At 36.4% G+C, this 19160-nt stretch carries 18 protein-coding genes and 3 tRNA genes; 3 read left to right on the forward strand and 18 right to left on the reverse strand.

What is annotated here, in order from left to right:
* Window positions 1–78 precede the first annotated feature (78 nt).
* Window positions 79–648: a cysteine hydrolase family protein gene (locus C9I86_RS16515; RefSeq protein WP_080157714.1), complete on the forward strand. Its 570-nt coding sequence runs from the start codon at window positions 79–81 to the stop codon at window positions 646–648.
* On the opposite strand, the gene ald is transcribed toward C9I86_RS16515, so the two are convergent.
* The 9 genes from ald to C9I86_RS16560 all read right to left on the reverse strand — a co-directional run bounded on the left by ald (window position 624) and on the right by C9I86_RS16560 (window position 10645).
* The gene (ald, locus tag C9I86_RS16520) at window positions 624–1733 is read right to left on the reverse strand and encodes an alanine dehydrogenase (protein WP_107276958.1); all 1110 of its coding nucleotides are present in this window, start codon (window positions 1731–1733) and stop codon (window positions 624–626) included. The genes C9I86_RS16515 and ald overlap by 25 nt on opposite strands.
* Window positions 1734–1929: 196 nt before the next feature.
* Window positions 1930–2196: a hypothetical protein gene (locus C9I86_RS16525; RefSeq protein WP_080157716.1), complete on the reverse strand. Its 267-nt coding sequence runs from the start codon at window positions 2194–2196 to the stop codon at window positions 1930–1932.
* 75 nt (window positions 2197–2271) lie between these two features.
* Entirely contained in the window at window positions 2272–2940 is a 669-nt protein-coding gene (locus tag C9I86_RS16530; RefSeq protein WP_080157717.1) for an HAD family phosphatase, read from the reverse strand.
* 97 nt (window positions 2941–3037) lie between these two features.
* Window positions 3038–5968, reverse strand: a complete 2931-nt coding sequence (locus C9I86_RS16535) for an EAL domain-containing protein (RefSeq protein ID WP_107276959.1) — start codon at window positions 5966–5968, stop codon at window positions 3038–3040.
* 184 nt (window positions 5969–6152) lie between these two features.
* Window positions 6153–7385 (reverse strand): organoarsenical effux MFS transporter ArsJ, encoded by a 1233-nt coding sequence (gene arsJ, locus C9I86_RS16540; RefSeq protein WP_080157719.1) that lies wholly within the window; start codon window positions 7383–7385, stop codon window positions 6153–6155.
* A 40-nt stretch (window positions 7386–7425) separates the two neighbouring features.
* Window positions 7426–8424, reverse strand: coding sequence for an ArsJ-associated glyceraldehyde-3-phosphate dehydrogenase (locus tag C9I86_RS16545; RefSeq protein WP_107276960.1), 999 nt, complete (start codon window positions 8422–8424; stop codon window positions 7426–7428).
* Between the two features lie 177 nt (window positions 8425–8601).
* A complete protein-coding gene (locus tag C9I86_RS16550; RefSeq protein ID WP_080157721.1) occupies window positions 8602–9123 on the reverse strand; it encodes a dual specificity protein phosphatase family protein in 522 nt (173 codons plus the stop codon).
* A 13-nt stretch (window positions 9124–9136) separates the two neighbouring features.
* Entirely contained in the window at window positions 9137–9922 is a 786-nt protein-coding gene (locus C9I86_RS16555) for a metalloregulator ArsR/SmtB family transcription factor (protein ID WP_107276961.1), read from the reverse strand.
* 114 nt (window positions 9923–10036) lie between these two features.
* Complete coding sequence (locus C9I86_RS16560; RefSeq protein WP_107276962.1) at window positions 10037–10645, reverse strand: 2OG-Fe(II) oxygenase; 609 nt, start codon at window positions 10643–10645, stop codon at window positions 10037–10039.
* Window positions 10646–10907: 262 nt separating this feature from the next.
* On the opposite strand from C9I86_RS16560, the gene C9I86_RS16565 reads away from it, so the two are divergent.
* Entirely contained in the window at window positions 10908–11765 is an 858-nt protein-coding gene (locus C9I86_RS16565) for a DMT family transporter (RefSeq protein ID WP_080157724.1), read from the forward strand.
* 74 nt (window positions 11766–11839) lie between these two features.
* Here C9I86_RS16565 and C9I86_RS16570 read toward each other — a convergent pair whose 3' ends face one another.
* The 6 genes from C9I86_RS16570 to C9I86_RS16595 all read right to left on the reverse strand — a co-directional run bounded on the left by C9I86_RS16570 (window position 11840) and on the right by C9I86_RS16595 (window position 17651).
* Entirely contained in the window at window positions 11840–12352 is a 513-nt protein-coding gene (locus tag C9I86_RS16570; RefSeq protein WP_080157725.1) for an RNA methyltransferase, read from the reverse strand.
* Window positions 12353–12576: 224 nt separating this feature from the next.
* Entirely contained in the window at window positions 12577–13074 is a 498-nt protein-coding gene (locus C9I86_RS16575; RefSeq protein ID WP_107276963.1) for a hypothetical protein, read from the reverse strand.
* 160 nt (window positions 13075–13234) lie between these two features.
* Window positions 13235–14290 (reverse strand): ACR3 family arsenite efflux transporter, encoded by a 1056-nt coding sequence (gene arsB / locus C9I86_RS16580; protein ID WP_107276964.1) that lies wholly within the window; start codon window positions 14288–14290, stop codon window positions 13235–13237.
* Window positions 14291–14398: 108 nt separating this feature from the next.
* Complete coding sequence (locus tag C9I86_RS16585) at window positions 14399–14740, reverse strand: helix-turn-helix transcriptional regulator (RefSeq protein ID WP_107276969.1); 342 nt, start codon at window positions 14738–14740, stop codon at window positions 14399–14401.
* Between the two features lie 143 nt (window positions 14741–14883).
* On the reverse strand, window positions 14884–16005 hold the full coding sequence (locus tag C9I86_RS16590; protein WP_107276965.1) for a linear amide C-N hydrolase: 1122 nt from the start codon (window positions 16003–16005) through the stop codon (window positions 14884–14886).
* Between the two features lie 14 nt (window positions 16006–16019).
* The gene (locus C9I86_RS16595; RefSeq protein ID WP_107276966.1) at window positions 16020–17651 is read right to left on the reverse strand and encodes an MFS transporter; all 1632 of its coding nucleotides are present in this window, start codon (window positions 17649–17651) and stop codon (window positions 16020–16022) included.
* A gap of 135 nt (window positions 17652–17786) precedes the next feature.
* Between C9I86_RS16595 and C9I86_RS16600 the strand changes: the two genes are divergently transcribed.
* A complete protein-coding gene (locus C9I86_RS16600; protein WP_107276967.1) occupies window positions 17787–18689 on the forward strand; it encodes a LysR family transcriptional regulator in 903 nt (300 codons plus the stop codon).
* A 119-nt stretch (window positions 18690–18808) separates the two neighbouring features.
* On the opposite strand, the gene C9I86_RS16605 is transcribed toward C9I86_RS16600, so the two are convergent.
* The 3 genes from C9I86_RS16605 to C9I86_RS16615 form a co-directional block, all read right to left on the reverse strand.
* Window positions 18809–18893 (reverse strand) — tRNA-Leu (locus tag C9I86_RS16605).
* An 18-nt stretch (window positions 18894–18911) separates the two neighbouring features.
* Window positions 18912–18985 (reverse strand) — tRNA-Cys (locus tag C9I86_RS16610).
* 53 nt (window positions 18986–19038) lie between these two features.
* Window positions 19039–19125, reverse strand: a tRNA-Leu gene (locus tag C9I86_RS16615).
* Between the last annotated feature and the right edge of the window lie 35 nt (window positions 19126–19160).

Raw genomic sequence — 19160 nt, forward strand, 5'->3', positions numbered from 1 at the left:
TTCACCACATTTAATTTTGGCATTTAATCGTATCCTTATTCACACGACCCTATAAAATGTTTCGCCAAAGGAACCAACATGAACAAAGCATTAGTTATCATTGACTTCATTAATGACATCGTTGATAAGAATGGTAAAATTCCCAGCTGTGCTGCACAAGTTAGTGCCAATCATGTCATTCATAATGCAAATGTTGCCATTCAATGGGCAAGAAAAAATAATCTCCCTTGTATCTTTGTCAAAGTCGGATTTCAATCTAGCTACCTTGAATTACCCCATCAATCTCCGATGTTTGGTAAAGCCCAACAATACCGTGCATTAGAATTGGGGCAATGGGGAACAGAGTTTCACCCAGATCTTCTGGTAACTGAGCATGATATGGTGATCACAAAATCAAGAGTCAACCCTTTCTATAACACGGCTCTTGATAGCGTCTTGCGTGCTAATGCGATCACTGATATTTACTTTTGTGGTGTTAGTACTTGTTGGGCAATTCAATCTGCCGTCAGAGATGCCCATGATCGTGATTATTGTGCCCATATTATTAGCGATGCATGTACGTCAGCGACAGAACAAGAACATCAACGCTCTTTGGCTATGTTGTCAAGAATCGCAACCTTACATCAAGCAAAAACACTTGATATGTAAGGATAACCTAGCGCTTGAGCTACACTATAGTTAGTGACTTGCCCCTGATAAATATTTAGGCCATTGAGTAAATGTTTATTTGTTGTCAGTGCTGTTTTATAACCCAAATCAGCCAATTGTAAAATATAAGGTAAGGTCGCATTATTAAGGGCAAATGTTGATGTTCTTGCTACAGCACCAGGCATATTAGCAACACAATAATGCACAACATCATCAACAATATAAGTAGGATTATCATGGGTGGTTGGATAAGATGTTTCAATACATCCGCCTTGATCTATCGCAACATCAACAATTGCAGATCCAGCTTTCATGCGGCGTATCATATCTTTTGTAACTAATTTTGGTGCTTGTGCTCCCGCAACAAGCACACACCCAATCACAAGATCTGCGGCAAGAACATGTTTTTCAATAGTATCATTGGTTGAATAAAGACAAGTTACAGCGCCAGAAAAAAGACGATCAAGCTGACGTAATACTTCGATATTTCGATCAATAATAACCACATTAGCACGGCAACCAACAGCCATCTGTGCGGCATTCATTCCAACAACACCGCCCCCAAGAATCACTACATTTGCAGGAGCAACACCAGGTACGCCAGCTAATAAAATACCTCGACCACCTCGTGATTTTTCAAGCGCAAAGGCACCTGCTTGTAATGACATTCTGCCTGCCACTTCTGACATAGGAGCTAATAACGGTAATTGACCATTATCATCAGTTACTGTTTCATAGGCAATGCATATTGCTCCACTATTGATTAAGTCTTGTGTCTGTTCTTTATCTGGTGCCAAATGAAGATACGTAAATAATATTTGCCCTTTACGTAACAACATCCGCTCTGATGGCTGTGGTTCTTTGACCTTAACGATCATGTCGGCTAACTCAAACACTGCTTGTGCTGAATTTACAATTTGTGCACCTACCGCAATATAATCTTCATCACTGCACCCTATCCCCGTCCCAGCAAGCGTTTCAACATAAACAGTATGACCATGTAATACCGCTTCTTTTACCGAGGCTGGCACCATACCAACACGATACTCATGTATTTTGATCTCTTTAGGAATACCAATTTTCATCAGTGTATCCTTATCTATTTTTACTAGTCATATATATACAATAGTTAACAATAATAGATATTTCCCACTATTTTTTAATTAAAAATCAATGACTATCACTAGTTATTGATAGATATATAAAATAATAATCCGTAAAAACAGGTATAAAAAAACCGCGATAAAATATCACGGTTTTTTTAATCATAACAGGCTTAAATTAGATATCATCTTCCCAAGGCATATCAGGTAAAGCCGTTAAGTTTTCACGGTAACGTTTTAAATCAAACTTACCATCATTTTTCATTACATCAAAAACTTCAATAGATAATGCACAAGCAATCATCTGCACCGCTTCATCACGTGCTGTACCTGTCATCATTAAACGCATCAATGTTTCTTTTACAACTAATGGATTACCGTCAGTTAGCTGGTTTTCAACAGTTTCAACCAGCATGTCACCCGTCATGATTTCTTCGTTTTCCATCATAAACCTATCTTAGTTATTTTAATCGTGCATAATTTAACATAGCGTATTCTTAGTACAAGATAATTGCTTACTTCACGCAGCTGCTGATGATAATTTATCTCTAAATAATGAATCTAGTAATGGTTTTGCCTCAACCATTGAAACAAATAAATGGTCAGCGTCAGTTGTTGTTAATGAAGGATGACCGTTAATCAATAGGCAACAAATATCGGCATTTTTTGCAGATTGTAAACCAGTACGGCTATCTTCTATCGCAACCACTTGGTAAGGTTGAACCTTCATTGCTTGACAAGCATGTAAGTAAACATCAGGAGACGGTTTATTATTTTCAACTTCATAGCCGCTAAATACCTGATCAAATAAATCTAACCAACCATGTAGTTTTAAGACACCTTCAACGTAATCTCGTGGAGCTCCCGTCACAACCGCCATAGGTACTTTACCTGAAAAAGCGTGAAGCACAGCATCAACGCCAGGTAACGCGGGGATCCCTTGCTGACGAATTTTAGTATCAGTCAATGCTTCCATTTCAGTCGTAATAGTAATGATATCTACATTAAGTTGATAACTATCAATAAAATGCTTCGCTATCTTTGGCCACGTTACCCCTGCATAATATTCAATAAAATCCTCTGCCGTTAACGTAACACCGTATGTCGCTAAATAGGCACTCCAATTGTTAGCGTGAAACGTTTCCGAATCAACTAATGTGCCATCAAAATCAAAAAAAAGAGTTTGCATTATTTACCAAACGATAATTTCTATGAATAAAAGAACTGCTTTTATAACACCCTAATTTTACAAATAACAGCACACCGTTCATTACACAACAACTTCATTATTTATTACGTACTTGAAGAATTGTAATCGCATCATCAATCGCTACTGCGGGGCTATAATAAAAGCCTTGAATATAATGACATGCCATCTCAGATAAAATATCTAATTGCGCTTGCGTTTCAACACCTTCAGCAACAACTTCAACCTTCAATTTACGGCTAAGATCGATAACCAATGACACCAACATTTGACTCTCTTTACTGTGTTCAATATCAACAATAAAGCTTCGATCAATCTTAATAATATCGGGTTTTATATCAATAATGGCAGCTAACGACGAATAACCCGTACCAAAATCATCCAATGAAATCGCAATACCACGAGCTCTAAATGCCGCAAGAATATCAATAATGTTCTTACCGTCATCAAGGGCTGTTGATTCAGTAATTTCAATCATTATTGCGCTATAAGGTAAGTTATAGTTATTGATTGTTTCAAAAATATACTCTTGATTATGCTGTGAAAATTCTTTTACTGAGTGGTTAATTGAAAAAACAACATCGGTAAAACCACTACGGTGAATACGATCTAAATCAGCACACGCTTTTTCAAAAACTAATTGACCTAACATGCCAATTAATCCGTAACGTTCAGCAATAGGAATAAAGACCCCAGGAGAGATGAAGCCCTCTTGATCATCATACCAACGCGCTAATGCTTCAAATTTACATACGTGACCTGTTTTATTATCAACAATAGGCTGATAATGGACAATTATTTTTTGAGCACTGATGGCATGCTTTAATTTATCGCGTAATTTTAATTTGCGGATATATTCATGTTGTAATTGTTGATCATAAACACAGACACCATTACGCCCTAACCACTTCTGCTCATACATAGCATAATCAGCATTCTTAAGTAAAGCTTGGTGCGTGGTACCACTTTCAGGATACGATGATATACCGATACTGACAGTTAAATTTATATCAATATCATCACATTTAAGCGGTTGTGAAATAATTTTCACTAATTGATTAGCAATACGTTGAGCATAATTAACGTCTTGCTCTTTAATTAAAACTGCATATTCATCACCGCCATAACGACAAATCACACTATGCTCACATACCGTCGTTCTAAGAATATTAGCTACTTTTTGTAACACTTTATCACCGAAATCATGCCCATAAAGATCGTTGAAAATCTTAAAGTCATCAAGATCAATAAATAAAAGTGAGCACACTGACGACGGTGAATTATCCATTGCTACGTCATTAATTTGACCGATGTGTTTTTCTACTTTTTCAATAAAACGGCGACGATTCATTAACCCCGTAAGCGTGTCATTATTTGCTAATAGCTTTAATTTCTTTTCTGTTTGCTTTCGAGAACTAATATCATGAAAAACACCGACATAATTAATAACATTATGATCATCTTCAATTTTATTAATCGTCATTTCTTCAGGATAAACAACACCATCACTGCGGCGATTATTTAATTGCCCCTGCCATGTTCCTGTTGTCTCAAGACTATGCCACATTTGTTTATAAAAAGCGGCATTATGATAACCCGATGCTAATACACGTGGGTTCTCACCAATAATTTCAGCATGGCTATAGCCCGTTACTTTTTCAAAGGCTTTATTTACTGAAATTATATTATTATCTTTATCGGTTATAACAATACACTCAGACGTATTATCGAAAACTGTTTTAGCTAGCGTTACTTGTTGTTCTGCTACAACAGCATCTGTTATATCAATTAATATACCGACAATACGATTAAAATAGTTAATACTATTTGATTCAATAATATTACCTTTACAATTAAACCAGCGACAGTTTTTTTCATTGTTTCCTGATTGTAATCTAAAATCAACATCAATTGAGGTTGTATCACCATTACGTAAACTTGAAAAACATTTAACAACAGCTAAACGATCATCTTTATGAATCATCATGACCCAATCATATATATTGTTAACATGAGTTTCATTGATATCTAAAATATCCCAAAACTTAGGTGATGTTAATAATACTTGCGTTTCTAAACTATATTCCCATATACCTTCAGTAACGGCATTATAGGTTACGCTTAATTTATCTGATGCTTGATCTAATTTATTTGAAAGGTAATAAAATTCGGTAATGTCTTGTACAATACCTTTAATTAATGTAGCAATACCATTAATATCACGCAGTATATGACAATGCTCACGTAAGTATTTATTTTTACCTTCTGCTAAAACAATGCGATAGATAACGTTATAACTCACGCTATTGCTATCAAGCATATCACGCCTTAGTTCAATAACACGTTCACGGTCATCCGGGTGAATATATTGATTCGTCGTTGTTTCGTTAGGCGTAAAACTCTCAGTATCGCATTGGAATATTCGGTAAATTTCCTTACTCCAATAAACGCTACCTGTTGCTATATCTACATGAAAATTGCCAAGTTGAGCTTCTTGCTGGCATTCTTCCATTTCACAAAGGAGTTTTTTCTGTTCTGACAACAACGCTAAATATTGGACATCAGATCCAAGTATGTCGCCAAGAACTTGACACCACTCACCATGCTGTTCTTCAGAGAAAAAATAAGGATGTTCAAACAAACATCCAATAACACCCACAATTTCACTATGCCTAGAAAATATTGGTATACCAAGATAATGTTGTAATGAATGAGAAGAGATTATCTGATTGAATGGGTATATCTGTGGAATATTATTAGAAAAATAGTAAGGTTTTCCAGAGGATATCATCCGCTCACAAAGAGAATGATTAATTAAATAAGTGAATACGGTATTCGAAAAGTGATCGTCAATAGAATAAGCTAAGGATGTCGCTTTATGATGATTTTTATCAAAATAAGCAATATAACAATGTGTAGGCTTTAACGTTTCATAAACAGTATGCAATGCCTCTTGTATGAACTCACCACCATAACTGTTTCGTTTTAATGCTTTTAATGTTGTAACCATAAGTAATCAGTAGCCTAAGCAATATATCTGGAAAAATAACTATCTTTAATACTATATAAATAATGACCTCCTAATATACCGTATGTCATAGCATAATTAAAGAAGGTCAGTATTGATAATAAACTTTATTTAAAATCTTTCCGATAAATATCACTTTATAGCTAAAAACAATAACGCAATTAGGCTAAATAGACACCGCAGTTGTACTACGACGTGGTAACCATAATGATATAATTGTTGTTATCATTATAAAAATAAACGCTATCCATAAACACATAGCCAAGCCATATAATTGATATACCATACCTGAAAGTAATGTTCCGATTAAACGTCCCATTGCGTTAGCCATATAATAAAAACCAACATCCAAACTTACACCATCACCTTTGGCATAACTTACTATTAAATAAGAATGTAATGAGGAGTTAACAGCAAAAACTGCACCAAAGATCATTAGACCAATAATAATAATTAACTGTGGGTACCAATTAAATTGTAATGCAATGGCTATCACTCCTGTAACCACCGCCAGTACCATTGCCCATCCAAATGCAACTCGCCCATCAGGTACGATACCCTCTGTTTTTCCTGTAATTCTTGGCGCGATACTTTGAACAAAACCATAACCAATGACCCACAGAGCCAAAAAGCCACCTACCAGTAAATGGTCCCAACCAAAAACTTGTCCCAAATATAGTGGTAACGCAATAACAAACCAAACATCACGTGCGCCAAAAAGGAACATTCTCGCAGCTGAGAGTATATTTATACTTCTACTTTTTGAGAAAATCTGACTAAATTTCACCTTGCTCTTTGCTTTACCAAGATCTTTATCAAGCCACAACAGGCTACATATAAAGACAACCGCAAGTACACCAGCCATAGCAACGACCGCGCCTTGAAAACCAATCAATGCCAGTAATGCTCCCCCTAGGAAAAAGCCAACACCTTTTAGTGCATTTTTTGATCCAGTTAGTAGTGCAATCCATTTATACAGCGCACCTTGTTTTTCATTAGGCACCAACGTTTTAATCGCACTTTTTGCGCTCATTTTATTCAGATCTTTAGCAATACCTGACAGTGCTTGAGCGAACATTACCCATATAACAGTAAGGTTTACTGAAGGTACAGCAAGCATTAACAACGCAACAACCTGCATAAACAAACCAATATTCATGGTTCGATTTAAACCTAATCGCGCGCCAAGCCAGCCACCAACTAAATTCGTGACCACGCCAAAAAACTCATAAAATAGAAATAATGAGGCTATCTCTAACGGGCTATAACCAAGCTGATGGAAGTGTAAAACCACCAACATTCGTAATGCACCATCAGTGAGAGTAAAATTCCAATAATTAAATGTCACCAACATATATTGGCGTACATCATTGGGTAACTGGCTCAGCTTTGCTAACATAAAATACTCACTACATTTCAATACAATTAATACTTAATAACTAACATCCGACTTTACGTATTAATTCTGCAGTCCGTGTTGCATAACCCATTTCGTTGTCATACCAAGCATATATTTTAACCATTCGTTGATTAACAACCATTGTAGATAATGCATCAATAATGGTTGAACGTTGATCGCCGCGATAATCAATCGATACTAAAGGCCGCGCTTCAAAGCCTAAAATACCGTTTAGATCTGTTTCTGATGCTGTTTTTAATAATTGATTAACCTCATCAATAGAGGTATCACGCTCAACATCAAAAATAATATCAGTCAGTGATGCATTTGCGAGTGGTACACGCACTGCATGACCATCAATTTTTCCGGCTAACTCTGGAAATATTTCCACAATCGCTTTAGCTGAACCCGTTGTCGTTGGAATTAAGCTCATGCCACATGCTCGAGCTCGACGTAGATCTTTATGTGGAGCATCTAAAATAGTTTGTGTATTGGTTAAATTGTGAATAGTGGTAAATGATGCTTGCTTTATACCAAGGTGTTCGTGGATCACTTTTACAACAGGGGCGATACAGTTGGTAGTGCAAGATGCAGCGGTCACTATACGATGTTTTTCTGGATCAAATAAATGATCGTTAACACCAACCACGATATTTAATACACCCTCTTCTTTTACGGGCGCAGAAACCACAACGCGCTTAACGCCTTGCTCTAAATATTGATTAAGATATTGAGTGTCACGGTGAACACCTGTTGCTTCTAGCACGACATCACAACCAGACCAATCAACGTCAGCAATATGTTGTTGCTGACAATAACGAATTGCTTGACCATTAATCATCATTTGACCACCATCAACAGTCACTGCATATTCCCAACGCCCTTGAATCGAGTCAAATTCAAGTAAGTGGGACAAAGCATTAACATCACCTGCAACATCGTTAATTAATACAAACTCAACCTCAGGCCAATCAAATGCTGCGCGTAATGCTAAACGGCCAATACGTCCAAATCCATTGATCCCTACTTTAATTGTCATGATCCTTCCTCAGCTTGCCAATAGTAAATATATGAATAACCATATATATGAAAAATCAAATATATCAGCCGTAAAAAATAAAATAAACCTTTTTTGCACGAAATATTTTTAACAGCCACCAAAAAACAAAAAACCCCGCATCAGCGAGGTTTAATAGTCAGTATTTATGAAGCGAAATTAATGCTTAGCATCGTTATTCCATTGCTTAATATAATCAATATGTGATTGGCGAGCAAAAGCACCGGGTCTTTGTGCTTGAATAGAAGCAAGTGTTGCATTAAAAGGCATACCACGAGCAAGTAGAAGACGTGCGGCTAGTATTCCAGTACGACCAGAGCCACCTTTACAATGAGCGACAACAAATTCACCATTATTCAATGCTATTTGTGCTGCATCATTGGCACGTTGCCATTTTTTTTCAAAATCAGCAGTTGGTGCACAATCATCCTCGATAGGTACATGAAACCATTGCATACCTAATAACTTACACGCTTCTGCTAATAATTGAACGCCTTGGTTCGAAAGTTCATTTTCTTCTAATGCAGTTAAAACCACAGTTGCTCCCGCCGCTTTTAACTGACGTAAACTTGTGATCGCGTTAACCCCTTTCGTTCCTGGGCATGGCGTTAATAATAAGCCACCTTTTAAAGGTGTAGTATCATTTAGTGGTAGTGACCAAACAGGATGTAAATTGTCCATAAAGTAACAACTCCTACTTTGTTATAATATTAGTTAATTGTGGTTTTTTTCTATTTTTTATTGCACTTAAACGTATTTTTTCTTGATTAATCAACGCCGGTTGACCATTCCGCACAGTATCAAAGGTGTGTCGAATCCATTGTGGTAAATCACAAGGAAAATGATAAAAGATCCATACACCTTCACGCTGGTCTTGTAATACACCACTGTCTCGTAACAATGCTAAATGACGAGAAACTTTAGGCTGACTAACCTGCAATGCTTTAGTTAAATCCCCGACAGATAAAGCAACTTCATCATGAATCAGCATTAAAATACGTAATCGTAATGGATCACTCATGATTTTAAATAATTCAACGGCACCAATCGTATCTGATTGATTATCACCATTAAGCATCAAAAATAATGCTATCTTTGCTTTTAGACCATCAAAAACATCGTAAAATCCTTGAGAGCCAGCTTGCAGTTTAGGATCTTTAAAATCCCAATGTATTAGTGCATCTGAATCAGGGAAAAGCGCACATTCTTTACTGGCTTTATCACATAAGGTTATCACAACATCAAAATGTTGATTTTGTAAGCTCGACGCTAATACACTGGTTAAATTATCGGAATTAATATTGTGATAATTAAGAACTTTATATACACGGGGATCAACAGTTTCAGGTGCCATCCCCGCACTCATAATTTCAAATTGATCGATGGTAGTTTCACTGTCTCTACACATATGGCGCATTAATGCTTCTGCAATTTGCGACCGTGCAGAATTTCCCGTACAAAGAAACAAAATACGTTTCACAGTAAAAACCTTATAACTATCATTAAAAACATTAGAATATACGATAAAGCATATATAACAAGCTCAAATAATTAAAAATAAAGCTTATATAGCTACGATAGTTATTATTATCTATTAGCGAGCAATATCGAGTTGATTTCCACTAACACCATTGGTACGAAACCAGCCAGCAATACTAACTCGTTGTTGTGTTACAGGAAGTACTTCATGAGGAAACAGTTCAGATAAAAATACGACTAGCCGACCCGCTTTGGGATCCAACATTGCCAATTCATTATCATCAAGATCATACATCTTCAGACGACCACCATGCTCAGGTTGCCAATCTTCATTTAAATAAAAAACAGTCGTCAATTTACGATTTTCTTGACCACGAAAACAATCTACATGCTTTTGATAGAAATCACCTTGTTCATATTTAGCGAAATGTGTTTCATACTCAAATAAGCCTAAGAATAAATGGCGATTTACTTCAAGGCGAACGTCGTTCATTCGTTGTAGAAAATCGCTCACTGGCGGCCCCATATCAGATTGTAGCCACTGAATTTTATCGCTTCGAATTGCTTTTTTAGTCATATATTCATCATTACGGCCAACGCCAGCTTGGCTCCAATCTGTTGGAATACATGCTTTCAATTCACTGACTTCATGTGACGTCAAAAAATTATCCCAGACAAACCACCCTTGGGTAAATAAAGCATCAATCAGTTTATCGCTATTCATAATCGTTCCAATCTAAAAGAAAAAAACGTTATAAAGGCAGACATACTTTACGACAAATCGCAAAAATCATCATAACTATGAAATTTTCTGCTTAAATAGCCCCTAATCATAGGTAATATTAGATTCAGTGATTGATTAATCCTAAAAGATAGTAACTAATACATTATAGGTATAATATTTATTAGATACTCATCACGTATTCAGCATCTAATATTGGTAAAAAAATTAATTCACTGAACTAGATTTATAGGAAACTATTATTATGAGCGATAAAAATCGCGGATTATTATTGGCTTTTATTGGCATAATGATATTAAGCTTTGATAGTTTATTCGTTAAACTATCTAATTCTACTGCATGGAATGTCCTTTTTTGGCGTGGTGCATTTCAGTGCATTGCGTTAGTTATTTTTCAATTACTTTATAATCGAAAGCAATTTACAACTGAAATATCTCGTCCATCATTATCATTACTCGGACTAGGCGCTATTTTTGCCGCCTCTACTGTTTGCTTTATTGAATCGTTACATTATACCCAAGTTGCAAGCACGCTCGTTATCATCAATACCGCCCCTTTCTTTACTGCAATTTTAGGTTTTCTAATATTAAAAGAAAAATTGAAGTGGCCGACACTGTTGGCTATTGGTGTTGCAACCAGTGGCATTTGGATCATCTTTGCTTTTGCCCCTGCGGGCGGCCAATGGATAGGTAATGTACTGGCATTAATCACTGCATTAGCCACTGCTATTTATCTCGTTGCTATGCGCAAAACGAAAGGGGAACAAGCCGCTAATATTCTTATTATCGCTGGCTTTATGATTGCCGTATTTGCTTATATTAAAGGGGCACAACCTTTTTCATTATCACATATTCAAATGCTATATTTATTAATATTAGGTGGTATTGTTGTACCAGGATCTTATTTGTGTATTTCAAAATCAGCAGCCTATATTCCTGCCGCGCAAACAAGTCTAATTTTATTAATGGAAATTTTATTAGGCCCACTGTATGTCTTTTTAGTTATTGGCGAGCAACCATCTCTGAATGATATATTAGGAGGCGCAATAATATTAATCACATTAGGACTTTATACAATTTGGGATGTTAAACAGTCGGCATAATATCATATAACACATGGAATTTATCGCCGTTCGTATTTACAACGGCGATAATCTAGCGATATTTTATTAAAAATTTATTTAGCACTTACACGTAAGTTATTTTTATTATCACGATTTTGGCGAATATGGTCATCACTCTGGATAATATTTTCTTGTTTAGCAAGACGATCATATAAAACAACATTAACGGATGCTGCTAAATTCATACAACCAACCGTGGGTACATAAACAACATGGTCGGCTCTGTCTGCTACATCTTGTGAAATAGAACCATCTTCTGGGCCAAAGATATAAATCGCTTTGTCTGGATGCTGAAAATGAGGCAATAATGTTGCTCCCTCAGCAAAATCAACACAAACAATCTTCATGTCTTTCGGCAAGTTATCAAGCATAGATTCAACACCAGATAATGGAATTGTCTGTGCCATTTTCTTAGTATCTGTCTGAAATTTTGCGGCTTTATCGTAACGGGTTCCCGTATAAATAACAGCATCTGCTTTATAGCAACCTGCTGCTCTGAGTACAGCACCGATATTGGTTGGACTTTTAGGATTACTTAATCCAATGATTACTGATGCATCTTTCATGTCAGGAATACCTTATTGTTTAGATTAACAACAAATATAAATAAAGATGCCATTATACTAAAATAGTAACTTTCCAGAAAGAAGTAACCAACGTTAGCGCTACCATTCGACCCATAAGCAAAAAAGCCTCACTCTTTGAATGAAGCTTTTTTAAAAAATTTGCTATTGAATTTCTATACGAAAGAAATTAACTCAACCTCGATAATCACTATAATCGATAATAATTAATTTACGTTGTTATCCACTAAATGATAGCACAACCAACCTAATGATAAATCTTCAATAGCTTGCTGTATCGATGCATCTATCTTTTGTGCTTCATCACCATTATACATATCAAGAATAGTAGTAAAAAATGGCATATAAGGCATTGTTGAAATATACACTTTCTTATCATCAGCAGTAGCGATCACTTCAATATCATAGGCATTTAAATAACGTGAGTCTTGATCTGTAATGTGCACTAAATTAAAACGTATAATATTGGTATCTTTCGAATCAATGGTCACACGATACCCTATTCGATTTTCATCATCGATCAAATGATAGCACCCATCAGCCAGCGCTATTCCTTTTTCAATCAACATCGATAACATGTCTGCTCGATCAGAAGATACATTGATGACTAATGCTGACTCATCTGAAAAATCATCAATAGATCCCTCTTCAATATCATCATCAAATATAGATCGGGTGTAGGTTGTTACGACATGATTCAGCATGCTTGTAATCCTAATGTTTAGTGTAATATAAATAAATTAAGAGAGAAGATAGGGTTATACGGGATTACATTTTATCCGCAACACAAATTATAGACCCCAATAATAAACACTCTAATTCTTCTCTATTCATTGTTTTAATATACACCTTGATTTAATAGAATTACGGATAGTATTTTTGTTTCATTCTAAGCGCAACATTAACCAAGGCAATTAATACTGGAACTTCAACTAAAGGACCAATTACTCCCGCAAATGCTTGGTCTGAACTCAATCCAAATACTGAGATAGACACTGCAATCGCTAATTCAAAATTGTTACCTGTGGCTGTAAAAGCAATAGAGGCATTCTTATCATAAGGAATACCCATTTTCTTACCGACAAAGAAGCTAATAAAAAACATTAGAACAAAGTAAATAACAAGCGGCACTGCAACACGAAAAACATCCATAGGTAAAGCTAAAATCATATCGCCTTTAAGACTAAACATCAGCACAATCGTAGCGAGTAATGCAATTAACGTAATTGGCGAGATACGCGGAATAAACACCTCGTTGTACCATTGCTCTCCTTTTTTAGCGACCAACCATTTACGACTAATAAAACCCGCAAGAAAAGGAATACCAAGATAAATCAACACACTTTCCGCAATATCAAAAATAGATATATCAATAGCAAAACCCTGATAACCAAATAATGGTGGTAATACAGTAATAAACAACCATGCCATAACACTATAAGTCAGAATTTGAAATGCGCTGTTTAATGCAACCAATGTAGCGCCATACTCTTTATTACCGCCTCCAATATCATTCCAGACTAATACCATCGCAATACAACGAGCTAAGCCGATAAGAATAATCCCCACCATATATCCCGGGTGATCACCAAGGAAGGTTAGTGCTAAAACAAACATTAAAATAGGACCAACAATCCAATTCATGACCAAAGATAACGTAAGGGCTTGTTTATCTTTGGTTACTTTTCCCATTAACCCATAATTTACTTTTGCAAGAGGAGGATACATCATTAAAATCAAACCAATCGCCAACGGAACATTGGTTGTTCCAACCGACATCGCTTGATTCCACTGAGATACTTCAGGAAAAACAGCGCCGATCCCCACCCCAATGATCATTGCAGCAAAAATCCATACCGTTAAGTAACGATCAAGAAACTGCATTTTATTATTTGGGCTATTTAAAACCTTTGTTGTCATAGTAACCTTCCAATTTTTATTATTTACAATAACCAATCGTTAATCGTCGAATAACGATTAATTGTTATGAAGAAATCCAATCTTGTCTATAAAGCACTTAATAAAATATTAAGACAAGAAATCTGAAAATTTAGCATTAAATGTATTTAGTGCTTCACGGTTAATGCGGTAACACACTTTAGGTGGGTTTGGTTCAGCTTTAATAAAATTAGCTTGTTTTAGTATCCGTAGATGCTCAGAAACTGTTGATTGCGCTAATCCTAACTCAGACACTAGATCACTGTTTAAACAGCTATCCATCGCATCTAAGGTGTGAAGAATGTGAAGAATACGCAAACGCGCAGGATGTGATAATGCTTTAGCTTGCGCTGCTAATGTTTGTTCTGTCTTTAGTTGTTGATCTGTTGCCGTAAAAGATATTTGGCAAGAATCAGGACATTTGGTCATTATTTTACCACCCCACTTCGCTAATCGTCGATTAACGATACTCCGTATCGAACAAGAATACAATATAACAATAAATTTTACTTCTAATGTGGCACCTCTACATGCCACATTAGAATTGAATGACGTTAAACCTCTTTATTCAACGTCTATTTCATAACAATTCGCTGAGCTTTAAGCGCATTATCCTCTACCATCTTCACAGTCACGACATCACTTCCATTAAGATCATAATCTTCAAAAGCAACATAACGAATTGACTGATTAGTCCAATCTTTATAGTAGAACTTAAGATTTGTTAGATCCTTTACAATCGTATGGTCAGTATGAGCAGCTACCGTATTCTCAAAGTCTGTCTCAACAGCATTATCAACCATTGTCGTTGGTACTTCCCCACTTACTGCAGTTTCATCACTTGCCATTGCAGGAATACGTTTTAGCGCCATACCCGGAATAATATCGAAATTATTAAAAATACGAAGTAGACGTAATACGCCATCTTGTGCAGTAACGACATTTGATTTTGTACTCGCATTTGCTAAATAATTTGCTTTTACAAAACGAGATGTTGGTGATGTATCGCCAGGCAATCCAAATGCACCGCATGTACCATGAGAATGCGCCGAACTACCATCAAGGTTGCGAAGAACAGAATCTGCGGTATCAAACTGTTGGATATTTGAGTACACACCTAGATTCTTTAGGTGCCATTCATACTGAGGGCTATTGGTCATAATGCCATTTGATGGCTTAATTTCAATGCGACCTTTTTGATCCGGTTCAAATACTGCTGCATCACCCGTTCTATCAATAAACAAGAAATGCCCTGGCTGTTCTGCTCCGGCTAATACAACAAATTTGCCTTGATGCGCTTCAATATATTCACGCGCTTCCGCAACAGTTTTACATTGAGATAAGACCAAGTAAGGCGTTGCTAAAACATCAATCATCTCATCTGTTGCTTTTATTGCTACCTCATAGGTTGCCATCTTTGGGTAGTACAACACACCCATAGATAACCCTTCTTCATTAAAGCCATCACTTAAAAATTCAAGACTAGATGCTGCATCACCAAATAATTCACCAATATTACAACCAATAACTGCATACTTCGCTTTTCTTAAATGCGTGCTTTTACCTATTGCAAAATTTGGCACATCATATTGACGAGGAAAGAAACTTACATTATTACGGTAATACTGGCCAAACTCATTAGTACGACCGGTAATAATATCATTTTGTAATGTTTGAATTGAAATTTGAGTACACATAATAAATACCTCTATTACGATTTATTGATAAGTGAATAATTTGGAATATTCTTCGTTAAAGTAAATATACTCATAAAACACATTGCAGCTAATACTAACCACGATAATTGTGCTGATGATTTACGAGCTTCACGATTAATATCGACAAGTACTGGATAGTCTTTTTTCTCTGTAATATTATTTTCAACGAGTTGAGTGAAATCTTTATCACTTAAAAATGGAATTGATGATATTTGTTCAACTTGTTGCTTGGTTTGAGTACTAATTAAGTCACTATTTGCCGCATCTGATTTGACCATATTTGTCAAAGAGAACATCAAAACACTACCCAATACTGCAATACCTATAGTTTGACCGATATTTCTTGATGTTGCTTGAACGCCACCAGATTGAGTTGCATCACGTTGATTAACTGCAGCAGTTACGATTAATGATGCTTGTGAAGCAATAATTCCACAACCAAGACCAGTAAAAAGTGCTGAAGCAAAGAAGGCCTTGTTAATTGAATCAATTTCAGTTCCCAAAGCACCAGATAAAGAAGCTAGAACACAGAATCCAATACCAACCATGCATAACTTTCGACAAGATACATGAGCAAATTTAGTTGGCGTCGCCAGTGATGTTATTAGCATCCCCATAGAGAAAACCATTAATAATACAGCTGTATCTGTTGCACTGTATCCTGCAACCAATTGACAATAAGTAATACCAATTAAGATATAAGCACCTAAGACAAAAAAGACCATGCCACACATATATAAACCATCTCGTAGTTGAGGTGTTTTAATAAATGATTGAGGCATTAAGCATGCACCATTTTTTAATTCAAACTGATGCTCCCATTTAATAAAAACAATAAGAATAGCAATACCAAATAAAACCAATGGTAAAGTTGGACTAATACCTAGAATATGGAAGCTTGGTGATAATGGCGTAATAAGACCCCATTCTGATATTTTAAGTAAGCCAACAATTACTGAGAGTAATCCAATCGAAACTAATATAGTGCCAATAAAATCAAACTTAATTTTTACTGTTGGCTTTTCAATTTTTTCTAATGCAAAACCTAATATAAATATCATACCAAAGTAAATAGCAAGAGCTTCAAAGGCAACACGATAGTCAAACTTATCAATGAGAAAGCCAAAGACTAAAGGTGCTGCTGTATTTGCAACACCAACGGCTGCGGCAACTGCACCAAAAGCAATAGCGCGATCTTTGGTATCCGTATAAATACCAACAATTAAACCTAACACTGCCGGAATTAAAAAGCTGGCACCAAAACCGGATAAGCTTCGAGCTACAAAAATAAATATTTGAATATTATCAGTATAAGCGGCAATAATTTCGGCTAAACATAGCAATAAAGCTCCAACTTGGAAAAGACGTTTCCAGCCCCAGATCAGCCCTAACATTCCCCCTGCAATCATACATGCACCAGCAATCAACGGATACATGGCATTGGCAAAAGCAATATCAGAAACCGATGCGCCAAGTTCGTTAATTAAAGATGCCGTTGAAACAGAAAGCCCAGAGTTATCCCCCATAGTGCCCATCTGTGCCATAAGCAAAATAACTAAGCTAAACCATTTTGCCATTCCCGTTTTTGCTTTATCTATAGGAGCTAATTTTGATGTATTCTCCATTGCTACTTATCCTTCATATTTTGCATTACTCTTCATATTGTTATTTTCTTCGATTTGAAAGTATTGTTGCCCACTTTTCCTCTCAAGTAATCTCTGTTATGTTGGGGCTATCCAAACATAAACACCGAGTCAGACATGAGAAAATTTACTTTTGAGCAGGTGGATGCATTTGTTGCGGTTGTTGAGGCTGGTTCATTTAGTGCGGCGGCTCGTCTGCTACGAAAAGATAAATCATCAATTCATCAACTAGTAAGTTATTTAGAAATAGAATTAGGTATTGAACTATTTAACCGTGAAAAGAAACTTCCGAGATTAAGACCTGAAGCTAAAAATATTTATAACTACAGTAAATTACTGTTGGAACAACACAAAGAGATTCAAAGTCTGGCTGATAATCTTTTTCATGGCATAGAAAATAGTCTCACCATCAGTTATGACGTAGTAATCCCCCACCAGGTTATTGTTGATATCAGCACTCAGCTCTCATCAGAATTCCCATCATCACAAATTCACTGGTTATGCCAAAACAAAACAACAGCTATTAATGCATTAGATAATCAAACCATTGATATTACTTTACAGGCTTTATCTCATCGAGCTAAACCACAAGATGGACTTGAAGCACTGACTTTAGGCCAAGTCGCTTGCTCACTTTATGTTAATAAAAAAACCATGGATAATAATTTGTCCTATACACGCTCTTACCTTCAAGTAAAACCTCAATTTATTCTAGAAAGCTTTATTGCCGCAGAATTAGACAAACTCACTATCTTAAGCCCTTTCTATCGTCTTTTTACTGAGGTTGATTTGATGGTCAAATGCTTGAATGAAACACCTCATGCTTGGGCTATCATTCCCGATCACCTAGCCAAACCTTTTACTGGTGATAAGGTAGTGAAATTAAAAAACAGTGGGTTTTCAGCACAAGAAGTTTTATGGCCTTGTGTAATGTTAACCAATCAGAAAGGAGTTAAGGGACCTGTCTTTCAGCGGGCTTATGCGTTGATTATAGAGAAGATGCGAGGATTTGATTTATGACGTCGATAATAAGATTAAAGATATAGAATAGACGTTGACCAGAAAAAGGTAGGGATAAATTTTTGATTAGGCTAGATACAACAAAGCCCCAGCGTAAGCTGAGGCTTTGTTATTTTAATTGGTGCCCGAGGACGGACTTGAACCGTCACTCCCGAAGGAAACGGATTTTGAATCCGTCGTGTATACCAATTTCACCACTCGGGCTTTTATTCTCAAAGAGAATGGAGGCGCGTCCCGGAGTCGAACCGAGGTACACGGATTTGCAATCCGCTGCATAGCCACTCTGCCAACGCGCCAACGTTACTAGGTTTCCCTAGCCTGTTGTTAATTGACTTAACAACATAATAGATGGTGCCCCGGGCCGGACTTGAACCGGCACAGCGCGAACGCCGAGGGATTTTAAATCCCTTGTGTCTACCAATTCCACCACCAGGGCACGCAATTTCTTGCGATGGGTAAGACACCATCTGT

This window comes from Photobacterium sp. NCIMB 13483, assembly GCF_003025475.1.
Lineage (GTDB): Bacteria > Pseudomonadota > Gammaproteobacteria > Enterobacterales > Vibrionaceae > Photobacterium > Photobacterium piscicola.